The sequence below is a fragment of the Citrobacter sp. Cpo091 genome (assembly GCF_030332645.1).
GTDB lineage: Bacteria > Pseudomonadota > Gammaproteobacteria > Enterobacterales > Enterobacteriaceae > Citrobacter > Citrobacter portucalensis.
The window spans coordinates 76,322-96,938 of sequence record NZ_JAOWHL010000040.1 but is presented as its reverse complement, the minus strand read 5'-3'; the positions used below and the strand labels follow the sequence as shown (position 1 = coordinate 96,938).

The 20,617-nt window shown below is 40.9% G+C and carries 13 protein-coding genes and 1 pseudogene; all 14 read left to right on the top strand.

Annotated features, from left to right (window positions below; genetic code table 11):
* The first annotated feature begins 8 nt into the window (after nt 1-8).
* On the top strand, nt 9-1,403 hold the full coding sequence (gene wcaM, locus OGY04_RS19455) for a colanic acid biosynthesis protein WcaM (RefSeq protein ID WP_286585888.1): 1,395 nt from the start codon (nt 9-11) through the stop codon (nt 1,401-1,403).
* Nucleotides 1,404-1,568: 165 nt separating this feature from the next.
* Complete coding sequence (gene galF / locus OGY04_RS19450) at nt 1,569-2,462, top strand: UTP--glucose-1-phosphate uridylyltransferase GalF (RefSeq protein ID WP_071444764.1); 894 nt, start codon at nt 1,569-1,571, stop codon at nt 2,460-2,462.
* Nucleotides 2,463-2,959: 497 nt separating this feature from the next.
* Nucleotides 2,960-3,994 (top strand): UDP-N-acetylglucosamine 4,6-dehydratase/5-epimerase, encoded by a 1,035-nt coding sequence (fnlA, locus tag OGY04_RS19445; RefSeq protein WP_071444763.1) that lies wholly within the window; start codon nt 2,960-2,962, stop codon nt 3,992-3,994.
* A 1-nt stretch (nt 3,995) separates the two neighbouring features.
* Entirely contained in the window at nt 3,996-5,108 is a 1,113-nt protein-coding gene (gene wbjC, locus OGY04_RS19440) for a UDP-2-acetamido-2,6-beta-L-arabino-hexul-4-ose reductase (RefSeq protein ID WP_071444762.1), read from the top strand.
* Nucleotides 5,109-5,111: 3 nt separating this feature from the next.
* Complete coding sequence (wecB, locus tag OGY04_RS19435; RefSeq protein WP_071444761.1) at nt 5,112-6,242, top strand: non-hydrolyzing UDP-N-acetylglucosamine 2-epimerase; 1,131 nt, start codon at nt 5,112-5,114, stop codon at nt 6,240-6,242.
* A gap of 55 nt (nt 6,243-6,297) precedes the next feature.
* Nucleotides 6,298-7,506, top strand: a complete 1,209-nt coding sequence (locus tag OGY04_RS19430; RefSeq protein WP_286585886.1) for a glycosyltransferase family 4 protein — start codon at nt 6,298-6,300, stop codon at nt 7,504-7,506.
* Between the two features lies 1 nt (nt 7,507).
* A complete protein-coding gene (locus OGY04_RS19425; protein ID WP_071444759.1) occupies nt 7,508-8,110 on the top strand; it encodes a sugar transferase in 603 nt (200 codons plus the stop codon).
* A 259-nt stretch (nt 8,111-8,369) separates the two neighbouring features.
* Entirely contained in the window at nt 8,370-9,545 is a 1,176-nt protein-coding gene (locus OGY04_RS19420; RefSeq protein WP_286585885.1) for a DegT/DnrJ/EryC1/StrS family aminotransferase, read from the top strand.
* Nucleotides 9,546-9,629: 84 nt separating this feature from the next.
* Nucleotides 9,630-11,546 carry a polysaccharide biosynthesis protein gene (locus OGY04_RS19415; protein WP_286585884.1) on the top strand — a complete coding sequence of 639 codons (1,917 nt, stop codon included), beginning with the start codon at nt 9,630-9,632 and terminating at the stop codon, nt 11,544-11,546.
* Nucleotides 11,547-11,653: 107 nt separating this feature from the next.
* A complete protein-coding gene (gene gnd, locus OGY04_RS19410) occupies nt 11,654-13,063 on the top strand; it encodes an NADP-dependent phosphogluconate dehydrogenase (protein WP_286585883.1) in 1,410 nt (469 codons plus the stop codon).
* Between the two features lie 1,746 nt (nt 13,064-14,809).
* On the top strand, nt 14,810-16,090 hold the full coding sequence (locus OGY04_RS19405; RefSeq protein WP_286585882.1) for an oligosaccharide flippase family protein: 1,281 nt from the start codon (nt 14,810-14,812) through the stop codon (nt 16,088-16,090).
* 1 nt (nt 16,091) lies between these two features.
* A complete protein-coding gene (locus OGY04_RS19400) occupies nt 16,092-17,246 on the top strand; it encodes a glycosyltransferase family 4 protein (RefSeq protein ID WP_286585880.1) in 1,155 nt (384 codons plus the stop codon).
* Between the two features lie 66 nt (nt 17,247-17,312).
* Nucleotides 17,313-17,633 (top strand): annotated as a pseudogene (locus OGY04_RS19395) (IS3 family transposase); the annotation flags it as partial.
* Between the two features lie 672 nt (nt 17,634-18,305).
* Complete coding sequence (gene ltrA, locus OGY04_RS19390; protein WP_286586018.1) at nt 18,306-19,814, top strand: group II intron reverse transcriptase/maturase; 1,509 nt, start codon at nt 18,306-18,308, stop codon at nt 19,812-19,814.
* The last annotated feature ends 803 nt before the right edge of the window (nt 19,815-20,617 follow it).

Genomic DNA, 20,617 nt, shown 5'->3' with positions numbered 1-20,617 from the left:
GAGGTTGTATGTCAGAGAACAAACTCTCACGCCGTACTTTTCTGACGGCAGGCTCTGCGCTTGTCGTATTGCATACTCCCGTTGTCCGGGCGCTTGAATCATCGGGCTGCGTCAACATTCAGGATTACAACCTAAAGGATTGGGTCGCTTCTTTCCGGCAGGCGTTCAAAGAAGGACAAACGGTAGTCGTACCCAAAGAACTGGAATGTAAGGATCTCAATACCGCTGTTGTTATTCCTCCTGGCAAAACGCTACACCTGCAAGGCAGAATCAGCGGCAATGGCCGCGGTCGCTTTGTTCTGCAGGATGGATGTAAGGTAGTGGGTGAGCTGGGGGGGAGCCTGAGGAATGTTACCCTCGATGTGCGCGGTTCAGACTGTGTGATAAAAGGGATTGCCATGAGTGGTTTTGGCCCAGTGACACAAGTCTATATCGGCGGCAAAACACCGAGGCTGATGCGCAATCTGACTATTCAGGATATTACCGTCACGCGCGCTAACTATGGGATCCTGCGTCAGGGCTTTCATAACCGGATGGATGGCGTAAAGATTACAAACTGCCGTTTTAGCGATCTACAGGGAGATGCCATTGAGTGGAATGTGGCGATCAACGACAGCAACATCCTCATTTCTGACCATGTCATTGAACGTATTAACTGTACCAATGGCAACGTGAACTGGGGCATCGGCATCGGACTGGCGGGCAGTACCTATGACAATACCTATCCCGATGAACTGGCGGTAAAAAATTTTGTGGTGGCGAATATCACCGGTACCGACTGTCGACAGTTAGTCCATGTAGAGAACGGCAAACATTTTATCATTCGTAATATCACCGCACGAAATATTACCCCAGATTTTAGCAAGAAAGCAGGCATTGATAATGCAACGGTTGCTATTTATGGCTGTGATAATTTCGTGATTGATAATATCAATATGGAAAATAGCGCAGGTATGCTCATTGGCTACGGTGTTATTAAAGGACGATATTTATCCATCCCGCAGAACTTTAAGTTAAATAATATCCATCTGGATAACACGAAACTTGAATATAAATTACGCGGCATTCAGATCTCATCAGGTAATGCAACGTCGTTCGTGGCCATTACCAACGTTGAGATGAAGCGAGCCTCGCTTGAGTTGCACAACCAACCGCAGCATCTTTTTTTACGTAACATCAGAGTGATGCAGCAATCCGCAACAGGACCCGCGCTCAAGATGCAATTCGATCTACGCCAGGATGTGCGCGGCAAGTTTATGGCTAAGCAGGGCACCTTGCTATCACTGGCGAATATCCATGCGGTAAACGAAAGCGGGCAAAGTTCAGTTGACATTGACCGGGTAAACCATCAGGTGGTGAATGTCGAAGCGGTGAATTTTCGACTGCCGGGGCAGGGGAGGTAACTTTGCGACCATTCCTGGCAAAAGTTGTACCCGCCTGGGATTAAGATTACTGCATTCCGCAGTTAAGCGGCGTAACATACGCGGCATCGGAGTAATGTAATTCATACTGGCTAAAACAAGCTAAAAAGCTATAATTCAGCAACAATTGAATAGGTGAATGACTTAATGATTAATTTGAAAGCAGTTATTCCGGTAGCAGGTCTGGGGATGCACATGTTGCCTGCCACGAAGGCAATCCCTAAAGAGATGCTTCCGATCGTAGACAAGCCGATGATTCAATACATTGTCGACGAGATTGTAGCTGCCGGTATCAAAGAAATCGTTCTGGTGACTCATGCGTCTAAGAACGCCGTTGAGAACCACTTCGACACCTCTTACGAACTAGAATCGCTGCTTGAGCAGCGTGTTAAGCGCCAGCTCTTAGCCGAAGTGCAGTCTATCTGTCCTCCGGGCGTGACCATCATGAACGTCCGTCAGGCTCAGTTGCTGGGTCTGGGTCATTCCATCCTTTGTGCTCGTCCTATCATTGGTGATAACCCGTTTGTCGTGGTATTACCTGACGTTGTTCTGGATACCGCAAGTGCGGATCCGCTGCGTTATAACCTGGCTGCAATGGTTGCTCGTTTTAATGAAACCGGACGTAGTCAGGTGCTGGCTAAACGCATGGATGGCGACCTGTCTGAGTACTCGGTTATTCAAACCAAAGAGCCTTTGGACAACGAAGGTAAAGTCAGCCGTATCGTTGAGTTCATCGAAAAACCGGATCAGCCGCAAACGCTGGATTCCGATCTGATGGCCGTAGGACGCTACGTGCTTTCTGCTGATATCTGGGCAGAGCTGGAAAAAACTGCTCCAGGTGCCTGGGGACGTATTCAGCTGACTGATGCTATTGCAGAGTTGGCTAAAAAACAGTCTGTTGATGCCATGCTGATGACGGGCGACAGCTATGACTGTGGTAAAAAGATGGGCTACATGCAGGCATTCGTTAAGTATGGGCTACGTAACCTTAAAGAAGGGGCGAAGTTCCGGAAGGGCATTGAGAAGTTGTTGAGCGAGTAGAAGATGTTCACGTCTTTGTGATGTATGCCCGAAAAAAGAGCGGCAGTTAACATTCCGGTGTCTATGCTTTATGCAGCGGAGTGTTACTGTCGTTTTTTATATGAAAAGCAACTAATTATAATAAGTTAACCTACTAAGTTTAATCTGTTTTTTGTTGGGTTTTTCCTTGTTTCTGTCAGCATTTGGTAAGACAATTAGTGCTTGATTTTGGCGTCTTTGCCTGAGTTGGCAGTGACCATCATCTTTGGAATCTAGCTAGTGATCTGGTAGCTGTAAAGCCAGGGGCGGTAGCGTGCTTGATCGTGAAGGCATATCGATGCCTGATCTTTCTAAACGTAATTCTGAACTTTGTTGATTAATAAACGATCAGAAAAAGCAAAACTGCATACACTTCCAGTAGATTTCATTTTTATAAGATTAATATTTAATTTACTACAGTCAAAGACGTTGTAGGAAAAGACGTTAAGCGTCTAAAAAGCTAATGAGAGAAATTTTATATGTTTAAAAATAAGGTTTTGTTAATTACAGGTGGTACAGGTTCTTTTGGGAATGCGGTTTTAAGAAGATTTTTAGATACGGATATTGCAGAGATTCGTATTTTCAGTCGTGATGAAAAAAAGCAAGACGACATGCGAAAAAAATATAATAACTCGAAATTGAAGTTTTATATTGGCGATGTCCGTGACTATCAATCAATCTTAAATGCAACTCGTGGTGTAGATTTCCTTTACCATGCAGCGGCCTTGAAGCAAGTACCATCTTGTGAATTCCATCCCATGGAAGCAGTAAAAACGAACGTGTTAGGTACTGAAAATGTACTCGAGGCTGCAATTGCAAATGGTGTGAAACGTGTTGTCTGCCTGAGTACAGATAAGGCAGTTTATCCTATCAATGCGATGGGTATTTCCAAGGCTATGATGGAGAAAGTTATCGTAGCTAAATCCCGAAATGTTGATAAGTCTAAAACCGTAATTTGTGGTACTCGATACGGAAACGTTATGGCTTCGCGCGGTTCGGTTATTCCATTATTTGTGGACTTGATTAGAGAGGGTAAACCTCTGACGATTACTGACCCAAATATGACACGTTTCATGATGACTTTAGATGATGCGGTTGATCTCGTATTATACGCCTTTGAACATGGCAATAATGGTGATATTTTTGTTCAAAAAGCACCAGCTGCAACAATTGAAACATTGGCTATTGCACTCAAAGAACTGATGGAGATTCCAGAACATCCTGTACATATTATTGGTACCCGCCACGGTGAAAAATTGTATGAAGCATTACTGAGCCGTGAAGAAATGGTCGCTGCTGAAGATATGGGTGAATATTACCGTGTTCCACCTGATCTTCGAGACCTCAATTATGGGAAATACGTAGAACAGGGCGATCAGCGAATTTCGCAAATTGAAGATTATAATTCACACAATACAGAACGTCTTGATGTAGAAGGTATGAAAAAATTATTGCTAAAATTGGCTTTTATTAGAGCTATTTGCGATAAAAAAGAATATCAACTGGATGAATAATATGAAGATTGTCATTACTGGTTCTAATGGGTTCATCGGAAAAAATCTGCGTGTCCATTTACGTGAAAACGGGTATGACGATGTAATTTGTATCGATCGAGACAACTCACTTGAGCAGCTTGATGAAGCATTGCAATCTGCGGAATTTGTTTTCCATCTTGCTGGGATTAACCGCCCAACAAGTGATTCAGAGTTTTATGAGGGCAATGCTAACTTAACTGATTACATTGTAAATAAATTAGTTTATTTTGGTAATAAAACTCCTTTACTCATAACTTCATCAATTCAAGCTGAACTCGACAACCATTACGGAAAAAGTAAGGCGGCAGCAGAATATTCAGTAAGCAAATATGCGAAAGAGACTGGCGCAAAAACGTATATTTATCGCTTACCTAATGTGTTTGGAAAATGGTGTAGACCTAACTATAACTCAGCAGTTGCAACTTTTTGCTATAATATTCTTAACGGGTTAGACGTGACTATAAATAATCCGGATGCCCCGCTAAAACTGGTTTATATTGATGATGTCTGCAAATCATTCGTTGATTGCTTAAAAGGCAAAGTTGATGAGAAAAGCGCAGAAGTCACACCTGTTTATAGTACGAGTGTCGGTAACGTTGTTGACACCATCAGGTCATTTAAGAATAAGCAGCATGGCCTGCTAATCGACCACGTTGGTACCGGTTTAACCAGAGCGCTGTATGCAACTTATCTGAGTTATTATTCTCCCTCAGAATTTGCTTATTCAGTCAAACGTCATAGTGATCCTCGCGGGACGTTTGTTGAAATGCTCAAAACCAAAGAGTCTGGTCAGTTTTCATTTTTTACTGCACATCCTGGCATTACAAGAGGTGGGCATTATCATCATACTAAAAATGAGAAATTCTTGGTTATTAAGGGCAAAGCAAAATTTGCATTCAGACATATTGATTCGAATGACTATTACGAAATATTTATTGATGGAGATGAATCGAAAATAGTCGAGACTGTTCCTGGCTGGTCGCATGACATCACGAATATTGGTGATGATGAAATGATAGTCATGCTCTGGGCAAATGAAATTTTTGATCCTGAGAATCCTGATACAGTTAACTATAAAATCTCTGATGAGTAAAAGATGAAAAAAATGCATGTTATGACTGTCGTTGGTACACGACCTGAAATTATCAGATTGTCGCGTGTTATGGCTAAACTAGATGATTATTTTGAACATACGATTGTTCATACTGGTCAAAACTACGATTACGAACTTAATCAAATTTTTTTCGACGATCTCGGCGTCCGCAAACCTGACCACTTTTTGAATGCAGCAGGTAAAAATGCTGCAGAGACTATTGGGCAAATTATTATCAAAATTGATGAAGTGCTGGAATCCATCAAACCAGAAGCACTTCTAGTCCTTGGTGATACAAATAGCTGCTTAGCTGCTATTCCGGCTAAACGCCGCAAGATTCCTATCTTCCATATGGAAGCGGGAAATCGTTGTTTTGATATGCGAGTACCAGAAGAGATAAATCGCCGTATTGTTGATCATACAGCTGATATTAATCTTACCTATAGTGATATAGCACGAGAATATCTTCTTGCGGAGGGATTACCAGCTGACCGTATCATTAAGACTGGCAGCCCAATGTTTGAAGTTCTTACTCATTATTCCGATGGTATTGAAGCATCAAATATTCTTGAGCGTCTTAATGTCAAATCCGGCGAATATTTTGTAGTAAGTGCTCACCGCGAAGAAAACATTGATTCAGATAAGAATTTAATGAATCTTGTCGAGTCGTTAAACAAAGTAGCAGAAACTTATCAGTTACCCGTAATTGTTTCTACACACCCGAGAACTCAGAAAAGAATTGATGCAAAAGGGATTGTATTTAACTCGCACGTACAATTGTTAAAGCCGCTTGGCTTTAAAGATTATGTAAAATTACAGAAGGAAGCACGAGCAGTCCTTTCTGATAGCGGTACAATTACTGAAGAGTCATCGATTCTCAATTTTCCTGCTATCAATATCCGTGAGGCGCACGAGCGTCCAGAAGGAATGGAAGAAGGCACGGTAATTATGACCGGTGTTGATCCTGAGCGTATTCTTCAGGCTCTTGATATGATAAAAAATCAGCCACGTGATAATGAACGACTCCTACGCCAAGTGAGTGACTATTCAATGCCAAATGTCTCTGATAAAGTGGCAAGAATTATCCTCTCCTATACTGATTATGTTAAACGTGTTGTTTGGCGTAAATACTAATAAGGCCATCACTCTGGCGAGTCCAGAGTGACTTTTTGATGGTGTATAGATTAAAGTGAAAGTCTTATTGTTGACACAATGGTTTGATCCTGAACCTACCTTTAAAGGTCTTGCTTTTGCAAAAGAACTGAGAAGGCAGGATGTAGAAGTTAGTGTTATTACAGGATTTCCTAATTACCCAGGCGGCAAGATTTATGATGGATATAAGATTAAGATTTTCCAAAAAGATAGTCATGACGATATAATAATCAATCGGGTGCCACTGTATCCAGATCATGGTTCTACTGCGTTAAAAAGAATATTCAATTATGGTTCATTCTTTTTATCAAGCATGATCTTTGGTGTTTTGTCCAGGCAGAAAGTAGATGTTATATATGCTTATCATCCACCCTTAACCACAGCACTTTCAGCATCATTGATATCTTTCTTCAAAAGAAAACCATTTATTGTAGATATTCAAGACCTCTGGCCTGATACATTAGCTTCTACAGGAATGTTAACTAACAAAAAAATATTAAATACACTTAACTATTTATGCAATTTTGTGTACCGTCGCGCAGCAAAAATTGTTGTTCTCTCTCCTGGCTTTAAAGCTAAGTTGGTCTCTCGCGGTGTACCTGAGGATAAAATTGAGGTTATCTATAACTGGTGTGATGAAGAAAGTCTTAAAAGTAATAAAAAAAGTAATGTTATTCTTCCATCAAATAGATTCAATGTTGTTTTTGCAGGTAATCTCGGTTTAGCACAAGGGTTACCTTCTATTATATCTGCTGCGCAACTTTTAAAAAACAAAGGTGTTAAGGCCAATATTGTCATTGTTGGGGCTGGTTTAGCAAAGGCTGATGCAGAGAAATTTGCTACAGAGAATAATATTGATAATGTAATCTTTTTACCTCGAGTGCCAATTACCGAGATTGGAGATATACTACAACAAGCTGATGCATTATTGGTTCATCTTATTAAAGATGATCTTTTTACTATCACTATACCCTCCAGAACTCAAGCCTACCTTGCATGTGGTAAACCCATTATAATGGCTGTTGATGGCGATGCTGCAGAACTTGTCAGAAATGCCAGTGCTGGGATTATTTGCTCTTCTGACGATCCTAATTCAATCTCTTCAGGAATTGAAAAGCTTACATTATTATCTACAAATGAGTTAAAAGAAATGGGTGATAACGGGGCTCAATATTATTACTCCAAATTAAGTCTTCATGAAGGTGTGAAAAAATTCGTCACAATATTTAAGAAGGTTATTCAATAATATGATTAAACGTTTTTTTGATGTATCAGTATCTTCAGTACTGCTAATATGTTTATCCCCCATTATTGGTGTTACCTACCTTCTCGTAAGACAAAAATTGGGTACACCTGCATTATTTAAACAAATTAGGCCCGGAAAAGATGGTCTACCCTTTGAAATGATAAAATTTCGCAGTATGAAAGATGCCACTGATTCCAATGGCAATATACTGCCAGATGAAGAGAGACTTACAGAGTTTGGCAAAAAAATAAGGGCGCTAAGTCTTGATGAATTACCTGCATTATGGAATGTACTTAAAGGTGATATGAGTCTCGTTGGCCCGAGACCTCTTCTAATGAGTTATCTTGAACGTTATGACCAGGAACAGAATCGTCGCCATGAGGTAAGACCCGGCATAACTGGCTGGGCACAAGTAAATGGTAGGAATGCTATTAGTTGGGATGAGAAATTTAGGCTTGATGTTTGGTATGTAGACCATCAATCAATGTGGCTGGATATTAAAATTCTCTTTCTTACTGTAAAAAAAGTTGTAATTAGAGAAGGCATCTCTGCTGAGGGGCACTCAACTATGCCAGAGTTTAAAGGGAAATCATCGGATAAGTAATATCAAAACTCGATATTTAGTGACTTTGCAGACGATACTTTTGTTTCGTTGTATGGATGTTATGTCATTCAAATAATATTACTCGTGGCATTTGTGGATATGCTTATGTAAGAATGAAAAGTAAAGAGAGTTCATAGCCCCAGATCTTTGGGAAACAGCATATAGAGTATTTTATGATAAAGGATATCTATATATAAATTAATCGAAAATATTTCTATGTGTCAGATGAGTTCAATTTTAAATATTCAAAGGTGTTTCAATGTTAAATACTAATTTTTCTCCATGGCCTTCGTTTACACAAGAAGAAGCAGACGCTGTGACCTCAGTATTGTTATCAAACAAAGTAAATTATTGGACAGGTAATGAATGCCGTTTGTTTGAAAAGGAATTTGCTGAGTGGGTAGGGACAGAATATGCAGTTGCATTAAGTAATGGGACATTAGCCCTAGACGTAGCCCTTAAGGCGTTAAATATCGGTCCTGGTGATGATGTGATTGTCACATCTCGTACATTTTTAGCATCAGCATCATGCATTGTAACTGCAGGCGCTAATCCTGTATTTGCAGACGTAGACCTCAACAGTCAGTGTATTACAGCGGAGACCATTTCAGCTGTTTTAACACCTAATACTAAGGCTGTCATTGTCGTACATTTAGCCGGGATGCCAGCTGAAATGGATCCTATTATGGCTTTAGCTGAAAAACACAATCTTTATGTAATCGAAGATTGCGCCCAAGCACATGGCGCAAGTTACAAAGGAAAAGGTGTTGGAAGTATTGGCCATATCGCTGCATGGTCATTTTGTCAGGATAAAATCATGACAACAGGCGGTGAAGGTGGAATGGTGACTACGAATGATAAATCATTGTGGTCTGCTATGTGGAGTTATAAGGATCACGGCAAAAGTTATGATGCTGTTTATAATCGTGAACATAAGCCAGGCTTCCGGTGGTTGCATGAATCTTTTGGTACCAACTGGCGCATGCTTGAAATGCAGGCTGTGATTGGGCGAATTCAATTAAGAAGAATGGCTGATTGGACTAAGCGACGTCAGGAAAATGGGAAAGCTATAGATGCAGCATTAGCAGACCTGAGTGGTGTTAGGTTAGTTAATATTCCAGATTATATTGAACATGCAGAATATAAACATTATGTGTTTATTAAGCCATCAGCATTAAAAGAAGGGTGGACTAGGGATCGCATTATTAATGAAATTAATAATGCTGGAGTTCCTTGTTATCAAGGAAGTTGTTCTGAGATTTATTTAGAAAAAGCATTCGATAACACTCCATGGCGTCCTGAAACTCCTCTACCTAATGCGTTTGAATTAGGTGAGACTAGCTTGATGTTTCTGGTACACCCGACGCTAACATGTTCGGAAATTGAACTAACATGCGAAGTTGCATATAAGGTTTTGAAAAATGCACTTAATTAACATCTATTGGCAACGATAAGTATTGATTAATCTGATATGAGGTGGCTGATTACGCCGCCTCCTCTTTTAAAAATGTGGTATAGAATGTTAACGCAACTACTCAGTTTGCCTCGTAATATAAAACGCATAATCATGGTGGCAATAGATTTTGTTTTATTGCTTATCGCTTTCTGGGGAGCTTTTTGGGTCCGGATGGATGTTTCTGCACCTTATACTAGCTACGAGCACTGGAAGTTACTGGCTTGTCTTATTGTTGTTACTGTATGTATCTTTGCAAGAACCGGTTTATATCGTACAGTCTTAAGATATGTGACAGCGAAGATATTTGTTACCGTCCTGCTAGGCCTTAGCATATCAACCGTACTGCTTATAACATTATCTTATTTCTTTGATATATTTCTTCCAAGAGCAATACCAATAATTTATTTTGCTTTTTCTTTATTATTCATTTGCGGGTCGAGACTATTATTTAGAATGTTGCTTACCTATGCTGTGCGTGGGCGAACGCCCGTCATTATTTATGGGGCAGGTGCTTCTGGCAGACAACTTTTAACAGCACTAAGGCAGGTAGATGAATATTTTCCGGTTGCATTTATTGATGATAATCCACTATTGAATAAAGTCGTTATTCATGGTGTAACTGTTTATTCTCGTAAAAATATTGAAAAATTAGTTCATCGCTATGGTATTAAAAAAATACTACTAGCGATGCCTTCAATTTCAATTGAGAAAAGAAAGGAAGTAATTACATATTTAGAGGATTTTCCATGTGAGGTTTTATCCATACCAGGTATGGTAGATCTTATTGAAGGAAAGGCTCAAATTATGGCACTCAAAAAAGTGTCTATTGATGATCTGCTCGGAAGAGAACCAGTTTCTCCTGACGCAGAATTATTAGCAAAGAATATTCGTGATAAAGTTGTCATGGTTACTGGAGCTGGTGGCTCAATTGGCTCTGAGATCTGCCGACAAATTATCTTCCAACATCCAAAGATATTGATTTTGTTTGAAGTGTCTGAATTTGCACTTTATTCGGTTGAAAAAGAATTAACTACGCTCGCGCATAATAACAATAATGACGTTGTAATAATTCCATTAATGGGCTCAGTACAAAAATTACATCGTTTAGAAACAATTATGCGAGTTTTTAACGTTAATACTGTTTATCATGCAGCAGCATACAAACATGTTCCTTTGGTTGAGTATAATGTTGTGGAAGGTGTCAGAAATAATATTTTCGGAACATTATATTGTGCTCAAGCAGCAATATCGTCCAATGTAGAGACTTTTATCCTGGTTTCAACCGATAAAGCGGTAAGACCGACTAATACGATGGGAGCTACAAAACGTGTTGCTGAACTAGTCTTACAGGCATTAGCACAGGAACAATCGACAACTTGCTTTAGCATGGTTAGATTTGGAAATGTTTTAGGCTCATCAGGATCGGTTGTTCCATTGTTTGAAAAGCAAATTGAGCAAGGCGGGCCTGTTACTCTGACGCATAAAGATATCATCCGCTATTTCATGACAATACCAGAGGCTTCTCAGTTGGTTATCCAGGCCGGTGCCATGGCTAAAGGTGGAGATGTCTTTGTGCTCGACATGGGTGATCCTGTTCGAATATATGACCTTGCTACTCGTATGATCAAACTATGCGGCTTAAAAATTAAAGATGAATCAAATCCGGATGGCGATATAGAAATTAGAGTCACTGGGTTGCGCCCAGGAGAAAAGCTCTACGAAGAATTGCTGATTGGCGAGCAAGTTCTTGGTACATCTCATCCGAGAATTATGACTGCACATGAAGATATGCTCAGTTGGACAGAACTTGAAAGTTACCTTAAGCAAATGGATGAGGCATGTACTAAATTTGAGCATGATATCATTCGTAATCTTTTACTGAAAATTCCAACAGGTTTTCAGCCTACTGATGGCATTTGTGATCTGGTATGGCATGCAAAGCATAATGTCTCTGGATGCGCTTTGAATGTGACATGTTGAGTTAGCGCATCAACTGCTATCTACTTTCAAGTATCCTGAGTTAACATCTAGAATACATTCAAGCCGCGCATAAGTAGCGCGGCGACCACACCAGACAGGAGTATGTAATGTCCAAGCAACAGATAGGCGTCGTCGGTATGGCAGTGATGGGGCGCAACCTGGCGCTCAACATCGAAAGCCGTGGTTATACCGTCTCTATCTTCAACCGTTCCCGCGAAAAAACTGAAGAAGTTGTTGCCGAGAACCCGGGGAAGAAACTGGTTCCTTACTACACGGCGAAAGAGTTCGTCGAGTCTCTTGAAACCCCTCGTCGTATCCTGTTAATGGTGAAAGCGGGTGCTGGCACCGATGCTGCCATTGATTCTCTGAAGCCGTATCTGGACAAAGGCGACATCATTATTGATGGTGGTAACACCTTCTTCCAGGACACTATCCGTCGTAACCGTGAACTGTCCGAGGAAGGCTTTAACTTCATTGGTACCGGTGTTTCCGGTGGTGAAGAGGGCGCACTTAAAGGCCCGTCTATCATGCCTGGCGGCCAGAAAGAAGCGTATGAGCTGGTTGCTCCTATTCTGACCAAAATTGCTGCGATTGCCGAAGATGGCGAGCCGTGCGTAACCTATATTGGTGCCGATGGCGCCGGTCACTATGTGAAGATGGTGCACAACGGTATCGAATACGGCGATATGCAGCTGATTGCTGAAGCCTATTCCCTGTTGAAAGGCGGCCTGAACCTGTCTAACGAAGAGCTGGCTACCACCTTCACTGAGTGGAATGAAGGCGAGCTGAGCAGCTACCTAATCGACATCACTAAAGACATCTTCACCAAAAAAGATGAAGAAGGTAAATACCTTGTTGATGTGATCCTCGACGAAGCGGCCAACAAAGGCACAGGTAAATGGACCAGCCAGAGTTCTCTTGATTTGGGCGAACCGCTGTCGCTGATCACCGAATCCGTATTCGCGCGTTACATCTCTTCTCTGAAAGACCAGCGCGTTGCGGCATCTAAAGTGCTGTCTGGCCCGCAGGCTAAACTGGCTGGCGATAAAGCTGAGTTTGTTGAGAAAGTTCGTCGCGCGCTGTATCTGGGTAAAATCGTCTCCTACGCGCAGGGCTTTTCTCAACTGCGCGCAGCCTCCGACGAATACAACTGGGATCTGAACTACGGTGAAATCGCGAAGATCTTCCGCGCGGGCTGCATTATTCGCGCGCAGTTCCTGCAGAAAATCACTGACGCTTATGCTGAAAACAAAGGTATCGCGAACCTGCTGTTGGCTCCGTACTTTAAAAATATCGCTGACGAATATCAGCAAGCGCTGCGTGATGTAGTGGCTTATGCTGTGCAGAACGGTATTCCGGTACCGACCTTCTCTGCAGCGGTAGCCTACTACGACAGCTACCGTTCTGCGGTACTGCCGGCTAACCTGATCCAGGCCCAGCGCGACTACTTTGGTGCACATACGTATAAACGCACCGATAAAGAAGGTGTGTTCCACACTGAGTGGTTCCAAGAGTAACCGTTTTTATTAATAGCCAATAAGTAGAGTTGAATTACTTATTGGCTTAATTAAGTGATGCTGTATTTCTCCATTTTATATATCTGAGTTAATTCTTGCAGTTACTCACTATAAGATCTTGCTAAGCTTAATAGTTTATTGGCTATGCGACAAATACAAAAATGATTGGAATGAGACTAAGTTACACATAATATGGAATTTCAATACTTATATTCAATTCCGCTAGTAAAGTGATTTTATCGCTATTGATATATAATCTTTATAGTTGTATGTTTTTTTCGGGGCATAGCTAATAGTTGGAATATCATGTAAGTTTTCATTGAGTTTACTATAGAGATATTAACTCTCAGTGGGTGATGGTGTTTTCTGGTGTAAACTTCGATAACTTCGTAGATATAGTAAATCTCTCTTCAGTTTTATATGCTGTAGGTGGAGGTAATCCCTATCATAAGCTAAACTCTCAAACCAAAAAATATTGAGGTTTCAATTTCTCTCACTAATTTGTTTGTTACCGCTATATGTGCTATTTACCTTTTTGCTATTCCTGTCAGATATTATTCTATGGCCAATAGATACAAATGGGGTGTGGATACTAAGTCTATTTATAGCTTGTATTATATGTGCATCATACCTACGAATTTATTTAGGCCTAAATGTGAAAGCATTTATATCATCAAAAAATTATGTTTCGGGGCTAAAATAGCAAGGCATTTTTCGACAATAGCAGCGATTCTTTTCACCATTACACTAATGGCGATATTTATCTATACAGGAAACTCGCTTGGTAATATTTTTGAATTAGCGATTGATCCTCGATTAGCCTATCAGACAATGTTGACATACGAGGCAGAAAAAGGAAGCGGAGATTTTATCTTTACATAATACTCTCCATAATAATGGCTCCTTTGTATTATGCGGTCATTCCCTTGATGGTTATGCGCTGGAAATACTTAACAAGAAAGCAAGTATTCTTTGGGTTTGTATTTATATTTGCAATTGGAATGATCTTATTTTTAATCTTCCGAGGTACTGATAGAGAAATTGGTGAGTTAGTCATTCTTCTTGTTAGCATAACGCTTGTATAGATTGCTCAAAAAATTAGAAGTGGCGAGTTTTCGACTTATTAATTTTTTAAGGGTATTCTTAATTCTTATAATTTTGTTTTGTTGTTCTTCATTGTTTTTTTTTAGGAAATATGAGCGGTTGAGTGGAGATCTTGATTTTTGTGTTTATAATATTGCTTACGCCAATCAAAACTCCATATTTCATTCGTTTATGTCGGACGAGATATTTTTTCGGTTAGCATGTTACGTCTTATCTACCCCAGGGATATTATGGACTCTACTTAACATTGGAAATGGATCAGTGTTTTACCTTCTTTGTTGGTCATTCTCCATTCCTTGTTTCAGCAATTGATAAACTATTGAATATTGATTTATATAGTTGCTCGCTTATGGGACAACTAAATGGAGTCGGTTGGAGTGATGGTTATACATGGAGTATCAACTATCCATGGTTGGCTAATGATATTTCCTATTATCTTGTTGTTCCTTTTATATTATTAATTTCTCTGTTCTTAGCAATTGCATGGAAGATGGCTGTATTAGAGATTTTTTTTCTGCTGTGATGGTCTTTATATTTTTTTTTATGGTGTCATTTTTCCACTGCGAGCAACCAACTCGCAATTGCACCTGAAATCTATACTGCATTCATAGTTTGGATTGTTATTTTTATTAAGGATGTTAAGTGGAAAAAAACAGTATGACTCTACATTTTATTAAGTTAGGTAGCAGTAACTTAATAAAAATGTTGGTGGGTTTTATATATCTTAAGATTTTATCAAGTTATATTACTCCGGAAGAGTTTGGTAGTTTAGGACAGTTTTTAACCTTTGTCGCTATTGTTTCCATGTTATCTCTGGGAGGAGGAAATAATGGAATGGTTAAATATTTGTCGGAAAATAAAGGAGATTATAATAGTTGGCTTAAGGTTTTTAATCAGAATTTTACAATTATAGCCATTATAAACATTTTACTGTTTTTTATTTTGTTTTTTTTTGCAAATGAATTTTCATTCTTAATTTTCACAAGTGTTTTGCACGCAGACATAATCCGATATTATGCGATAGTGCAGCTTTTTGTTGCTTTTGGTTTATATTCGAATGTGTTTTTTATTAGTGGTGTTGATACGTGGAATAGCAGTCTGCAGACAGTTTTTAACTCAGCTTTATTTTTGATTACTGTATTGATTGGGGTTTTATTCTTTACTGAAAAAAGTTTGATCTATACAGCTATGTTTGTTAATTTATATATGGGGATATATGGGGTAATATATTTCTTTAAAAAAAGAAAACAATATTGTGGAATTTTTTCATTAACAAGAATAGATTCTGGGTATGTAAAAAAACTATCCGGTTACGCAATGGTTACTATTTCAGGTGCGGTGCTGTGGCCTGTTTCACAATTTATTCTGAGAAAGGAAATTGGTACTGAATTAGGGTGGGGGGTTGTAGGTTACTGGTTCGCAAGCATAAAAATTTCAGATGCTTATATTCAATTTTTTTCTATATTTTTATTAAGTTATCTATATCCTAAGCTTTCATCTGTAAATAAAAAGGACATTAAGGTTAAAAATTTCAAAGGATTCATGGTGTTCTATATACCAATGTTAATTAGTAGCCTTATTGTCGTTTATTTTGGTAGGGATATTATTGTCTGGTTGCTGCTCGGTAAGGAATTTAAGTTAGTAGCAAACTATGTACAATTACAAATCATTGGTGATGTCATTAAGCTTCTGTATAGTTCTCTTCTGATGTACATACTTTCTTGTGGAAAGGTTAAATATTCTATTACGGTAGAGTTTTTGAATTCTATAGTTTTTATAGGTGCTACTTTGCTTTTAATTTCATATGTTGGGTGGCGAGCTCCATTGATAGGATATGTAATAACTCAAAGTATTACTTTGTTGTATGTATATTTTTATTATGAGAAGGTTCGAAAAATTGAATATACTGATATTGTGCAGTAAAATGGATGTTTCTGGGAAATCACCATGGTTAACTAATGAGTTAATAGAACAATTCAAAACCGAAGGTGATGTAGTGGATGTTATATTTAATGACTGGAGTTCCATTAATCTGGAACAGTCTATAGAATTGCCTGATGGGAGTGTTTTTCTTATTCGCCCAAGAAGTAATAAATATGGTAAATTACATAAGTGGCTTACTTCTGGTGTTGGGATGTGGCGTGATGTGTCACAAAAAATAAATAGAGATAGATATGATTTAATTATTCATTTTTCACCTGCGATGACTTGTGGTTTTCTTAACTGGATTTTTAAAAGAAAATATAAATGCACATCTGTTTTTATATTATGGGACTTTTTCCCTTATCATCACTATCAGATAGGGTTGCTGCCCAAACTGTTACTTAAGCCTTTCTCATTGATTGAAAAATTTTACATCTATAAAAGTGATTTTGTTGGGTTGATGAGTCAGCGTAATATGGAGTATTTCAATAATAAATACCCTGACTATTGCGGTGAAAAGAAAATAATTCCCATATGGGGGCCAAATGAAATATTTCAGGAAAACACATGCCTAAGTTTGATTAAAGAAAAATATCATATTGCTGGTGATGATTTTGTCTGTGTGTTTGGTGGACAATTAGAAGCTGGACGTGGTATTGATAGTATATTAGATATTAAAAAGAATATAAACTCTGATAGAGTTAAGTTTATTATATTGGGAAGTGGTTCATTAAAGTCTGACGTTGAGAAAAGAATCTTTGATGAAAATATTAAAAATGTTCTGTTATATGACTATGTTCCACGTGATGAATATTTGGCGTTGGTGTCAGCATGTCAATTAGGAATAGTTGCTACAGTCGATAATGTTGATGTTCCTACATTTCCATCAAAAACTATTGATTATTTTAGGTGTTCCATTCCCGTTATTTCTTTAGTTGAGGAATCTACTGACTATGGAACGTTTGTTGAGAAAGTAGCCTGTGCTGGATATAGTTTTACCCATAAACAAATTGATGAGGTCGTTAACTGTATACAAACAATGATGAATAATCCCTCCCATTGTAAAGAATTAGGTAAAAATGGTGCGGAATACTATCAGGCGAATTTGGCAGTTAAGTTTATTACTAAGAGATTAAAATCAGCGTTAAATCCCTAAATCATAAAACAATGCCGGAGGAGTCTATAGACTCCCCCTGAATTTATGGAAAATGTTGTCTGAGATGGATTTTATGTCTGGTTCCATGTAGCTGTATCCGCCGGAGAAAAGGATAACCAGCGGCTTCTCGACCTCATCCGTGGCACTTATACGCTGAGAAGTGGAGTTCATGGTTACCGCCGGATCTACGGTGTTCTTTCTGAAATCTGTGAGGTGTGCTGCAGCAACCGTGATGCTTGAGTTACGAGGAAAATAGGATACAGATATACATGGTTATAAGGTGCCTGGCGGACTCCGACTCGACCATCACTTATAGTGTCTAATTGCTTACAGCATGAATTTACTGCTCTGAAGCTTCATCAAGTGAGGACAACCGATATTACTTACAGTGTGCCCGGAGTTCAGGGCGGGCATGGATGCTCAAATGAACCACGAGTCTGTCTGGAATATTGAACCGGTAACTCACGATGAGAAACCCAATAATCCCACCGGGTGTGACGGTGGTGAACCTTAGCGGCAGTGATCTGCGGCATGCCCGCAGGGTGATGTAACCCGCTGACAACGGGGATTGAGGCGAGATCACTAAGCCAAGATGATCCTCAAGGTTAAGTGCTGAAAGGCTGAAGAACATGAACCCGTTAATCCGCCTCTGTGGGTTGAAAACGTCACCATGGCCTACGTGATCTGACAGGCCGTGCAGGAGGAACTAGCAGTGATACCTAAGCACTGCCGGTCGAAGGTGTTTTGACATGTATGCGAAACATCGGGGCAGCAGCGTCGATCACGCTCGCGTTGCTGACTTCTGCCAACTTGCGGCAAGCAAGGATAAAGAGTGCGACGGGCAGCCTCCTCAGTATGTCTGAGTCCAGGCAGATAAACCGGGGAAGGTCAGCGACGGATGTTAAGGAGGCATGGCTCCGATGACGGGCTGGCTGGCGGAGCTTCCGTAGTAGTCCGCGATGGGGAAAGCCCATTACATGGCGAAGGGAAGCAGTTTAAATGTGTTTGCGACGTGAATTAACTGACCTAACGAGGTGAAGACCTTTGATAATCAGCGAAATGCAACGCAAGCTTGCCACATGGGCAGCCACCGACCCGTCCCGACGGATTGAACGGCTGCTGCGTCTGATAACACAACCAGAATGGCTGGCTGAAGCGGCGCGGATCACACTTTCATCAAAGGGGGCGCATACCCCCGGCGTTGATGGCGTGAACAAAACAATGCTACAGGCCAAACTGGCTGTTGAGTTGCAAATCCTCAGGGATGAATTACTCTCAGGTCACTACCAGCCCCTGCCAGCCAGACGGGTTTACATCCCTAAAAGCAACGGCAAACTGCGACCACTGGGTATCCCCGCGCTGCGGGATCGTATTGTTCAGCGGGCAATGCTGATGGCGATGGAGCCGATCTGGGAGAGTAATTTTCATACGCTCTCGTATGGCTTCCGGCCTGAACGTAGCGTCCATCACGCGATCCGTACGGTGAAATTACAACTCACCGACTGTGGGGAAACACGGGGGCGCTGGGTTATTGAAGGTGACCTGTCCAGCTACTTCGACACAGTACATCACCGGCTGCTGATGAAAGCCGTGCGTCGCAGGATCAGCGACGCACGTTTCATGACTCTGCTGTGGAAAACAATCAAGGCGGGACATGTTGATGTCGGTCTCTTTCGGGCGGCCAGTGAAGGCGTGCCGCAAGGTGGCGTAATATCGCCGCTGCTGTCGAATATCATGCTGAATGAGTTCGATCAGTATCTGCATGTACGCTACCTGAGCGGGAAAGCCAGAAAGGATCGCTGGTACTGGAATAACAGTATCCAGCGAAGCCGAAGCACCGCAGACAGAGAAAACTGGCAGTGGAAACCAGCTGTAGCGTACTGTCGGTATGCCGATGACTTCGTGCTTATCGTCAAAGGCACCAAAGCACAGGCAGGGGCCATCAGGGAGGAGTGTCGGGGTGTGCTCGAAGGCAGTCTGAAACTCAGGCTGAACATGGATAAGACTAAAATCACCCATGTTAATGACGGCTTTATCTTTCTGGGACATAGGATCATTCGTAAACGCAGTCGTTATGGCGATATGCGGGTGGTCTCGACGATCCCACAGGAGAAAGCCAGAAACTTCGCTGCATCGCTGACAGCACTGTTATCAGGCAGTTACAGTGAAAGCAAAGTCGATATGGTTGAACAACTCAACCGAAAACTGAAAGGCTGGGCTGCGTTCTATCAGTTCGTTGATTTTAAGGCCAAAGTCTTCAGTTATATCGACCGTGTCGTGTTCTGGAAGCTGGCTCACTGGCTGGCCCGCAAATACCGTACAGGTATAGCTTCCCTGATGAGGTGGTGGTGTAAATCACCGAAACCGGGTCATAGTAAAACGTGGGTTTTATTTGGTAAAACCAACCACGGCAAGCTCAGTGGCGAAATCCTGTGCCGGCTGGTAGGGCAAGGCAAGAAGCTGTTCCGCTGGCGTCTGCCTGAAGGTAATCCCTATCTGAGGATGGAAACCAGAAACACGTATACATCGCGCTACACTGAAGTGGCAATGGCGTTCGCCAGTGTTTAAATGGAGAGCCGGATGCGCTGAAAGGTGCTCGTCCGGTTCGGGGAGGAGAGGCAGGGAAATAGTCCGACTACGCCCTGCCTCTTACTCTACTCAGTATCTGGCAGGACTGATTGAATCAGGCCATAGTCATAAATGGTGGGCTGAACGATGAAATCCAAACTGTTACGAGTGCTGTCGTTGGATGCACTTGAATTGCGGTCTGGCGGCGAAAACATCATGGTGTGCAGAGATCAGGGGAATGAGCATGGCCACTGTTCTATTGCGTTAATAATCAGGCACTGAGCATGGGCCGCTGCAGGGAAAATCCTGTACCTGAGTTGTTCTCTGAAAAGAACACATCAGGAAGAAGTTATATAAAATTTGTAGCATGGCCAGTGGATATCTTCGATTACATTGAAGTGTTCTACAACTGTAACCGACGCCATAGTCATTTTGGTGGTGTCAGTATGAAAGCCTTCGGATAGGTATCATCGTGAGCATAGAATAGAACTGTATACCAGAGCGACTGTATTCCACCATTTTCATGATGATTAATGCTACTTTTTAACTTGATTATGGGGAGGAATGGGTGTTCTAACGTTCAAAACCACAGCGCGTAGTTATACAATCACTACCTGCAGATTAATCTGATTTAATCATCCATAATTTCCAGCCCCGAAGTTTATTATCGGCCTTCTTTGTGCCCAAGATGCCGAGGTTCTGTGGTATCGCTGAAATTGCGAACCGTTAATTGGGCCTTAACATCCTCCCGGTAACAGGACTCAACCTTGACATTAACTAGATGTCAGAGTTAAAAAACTAAT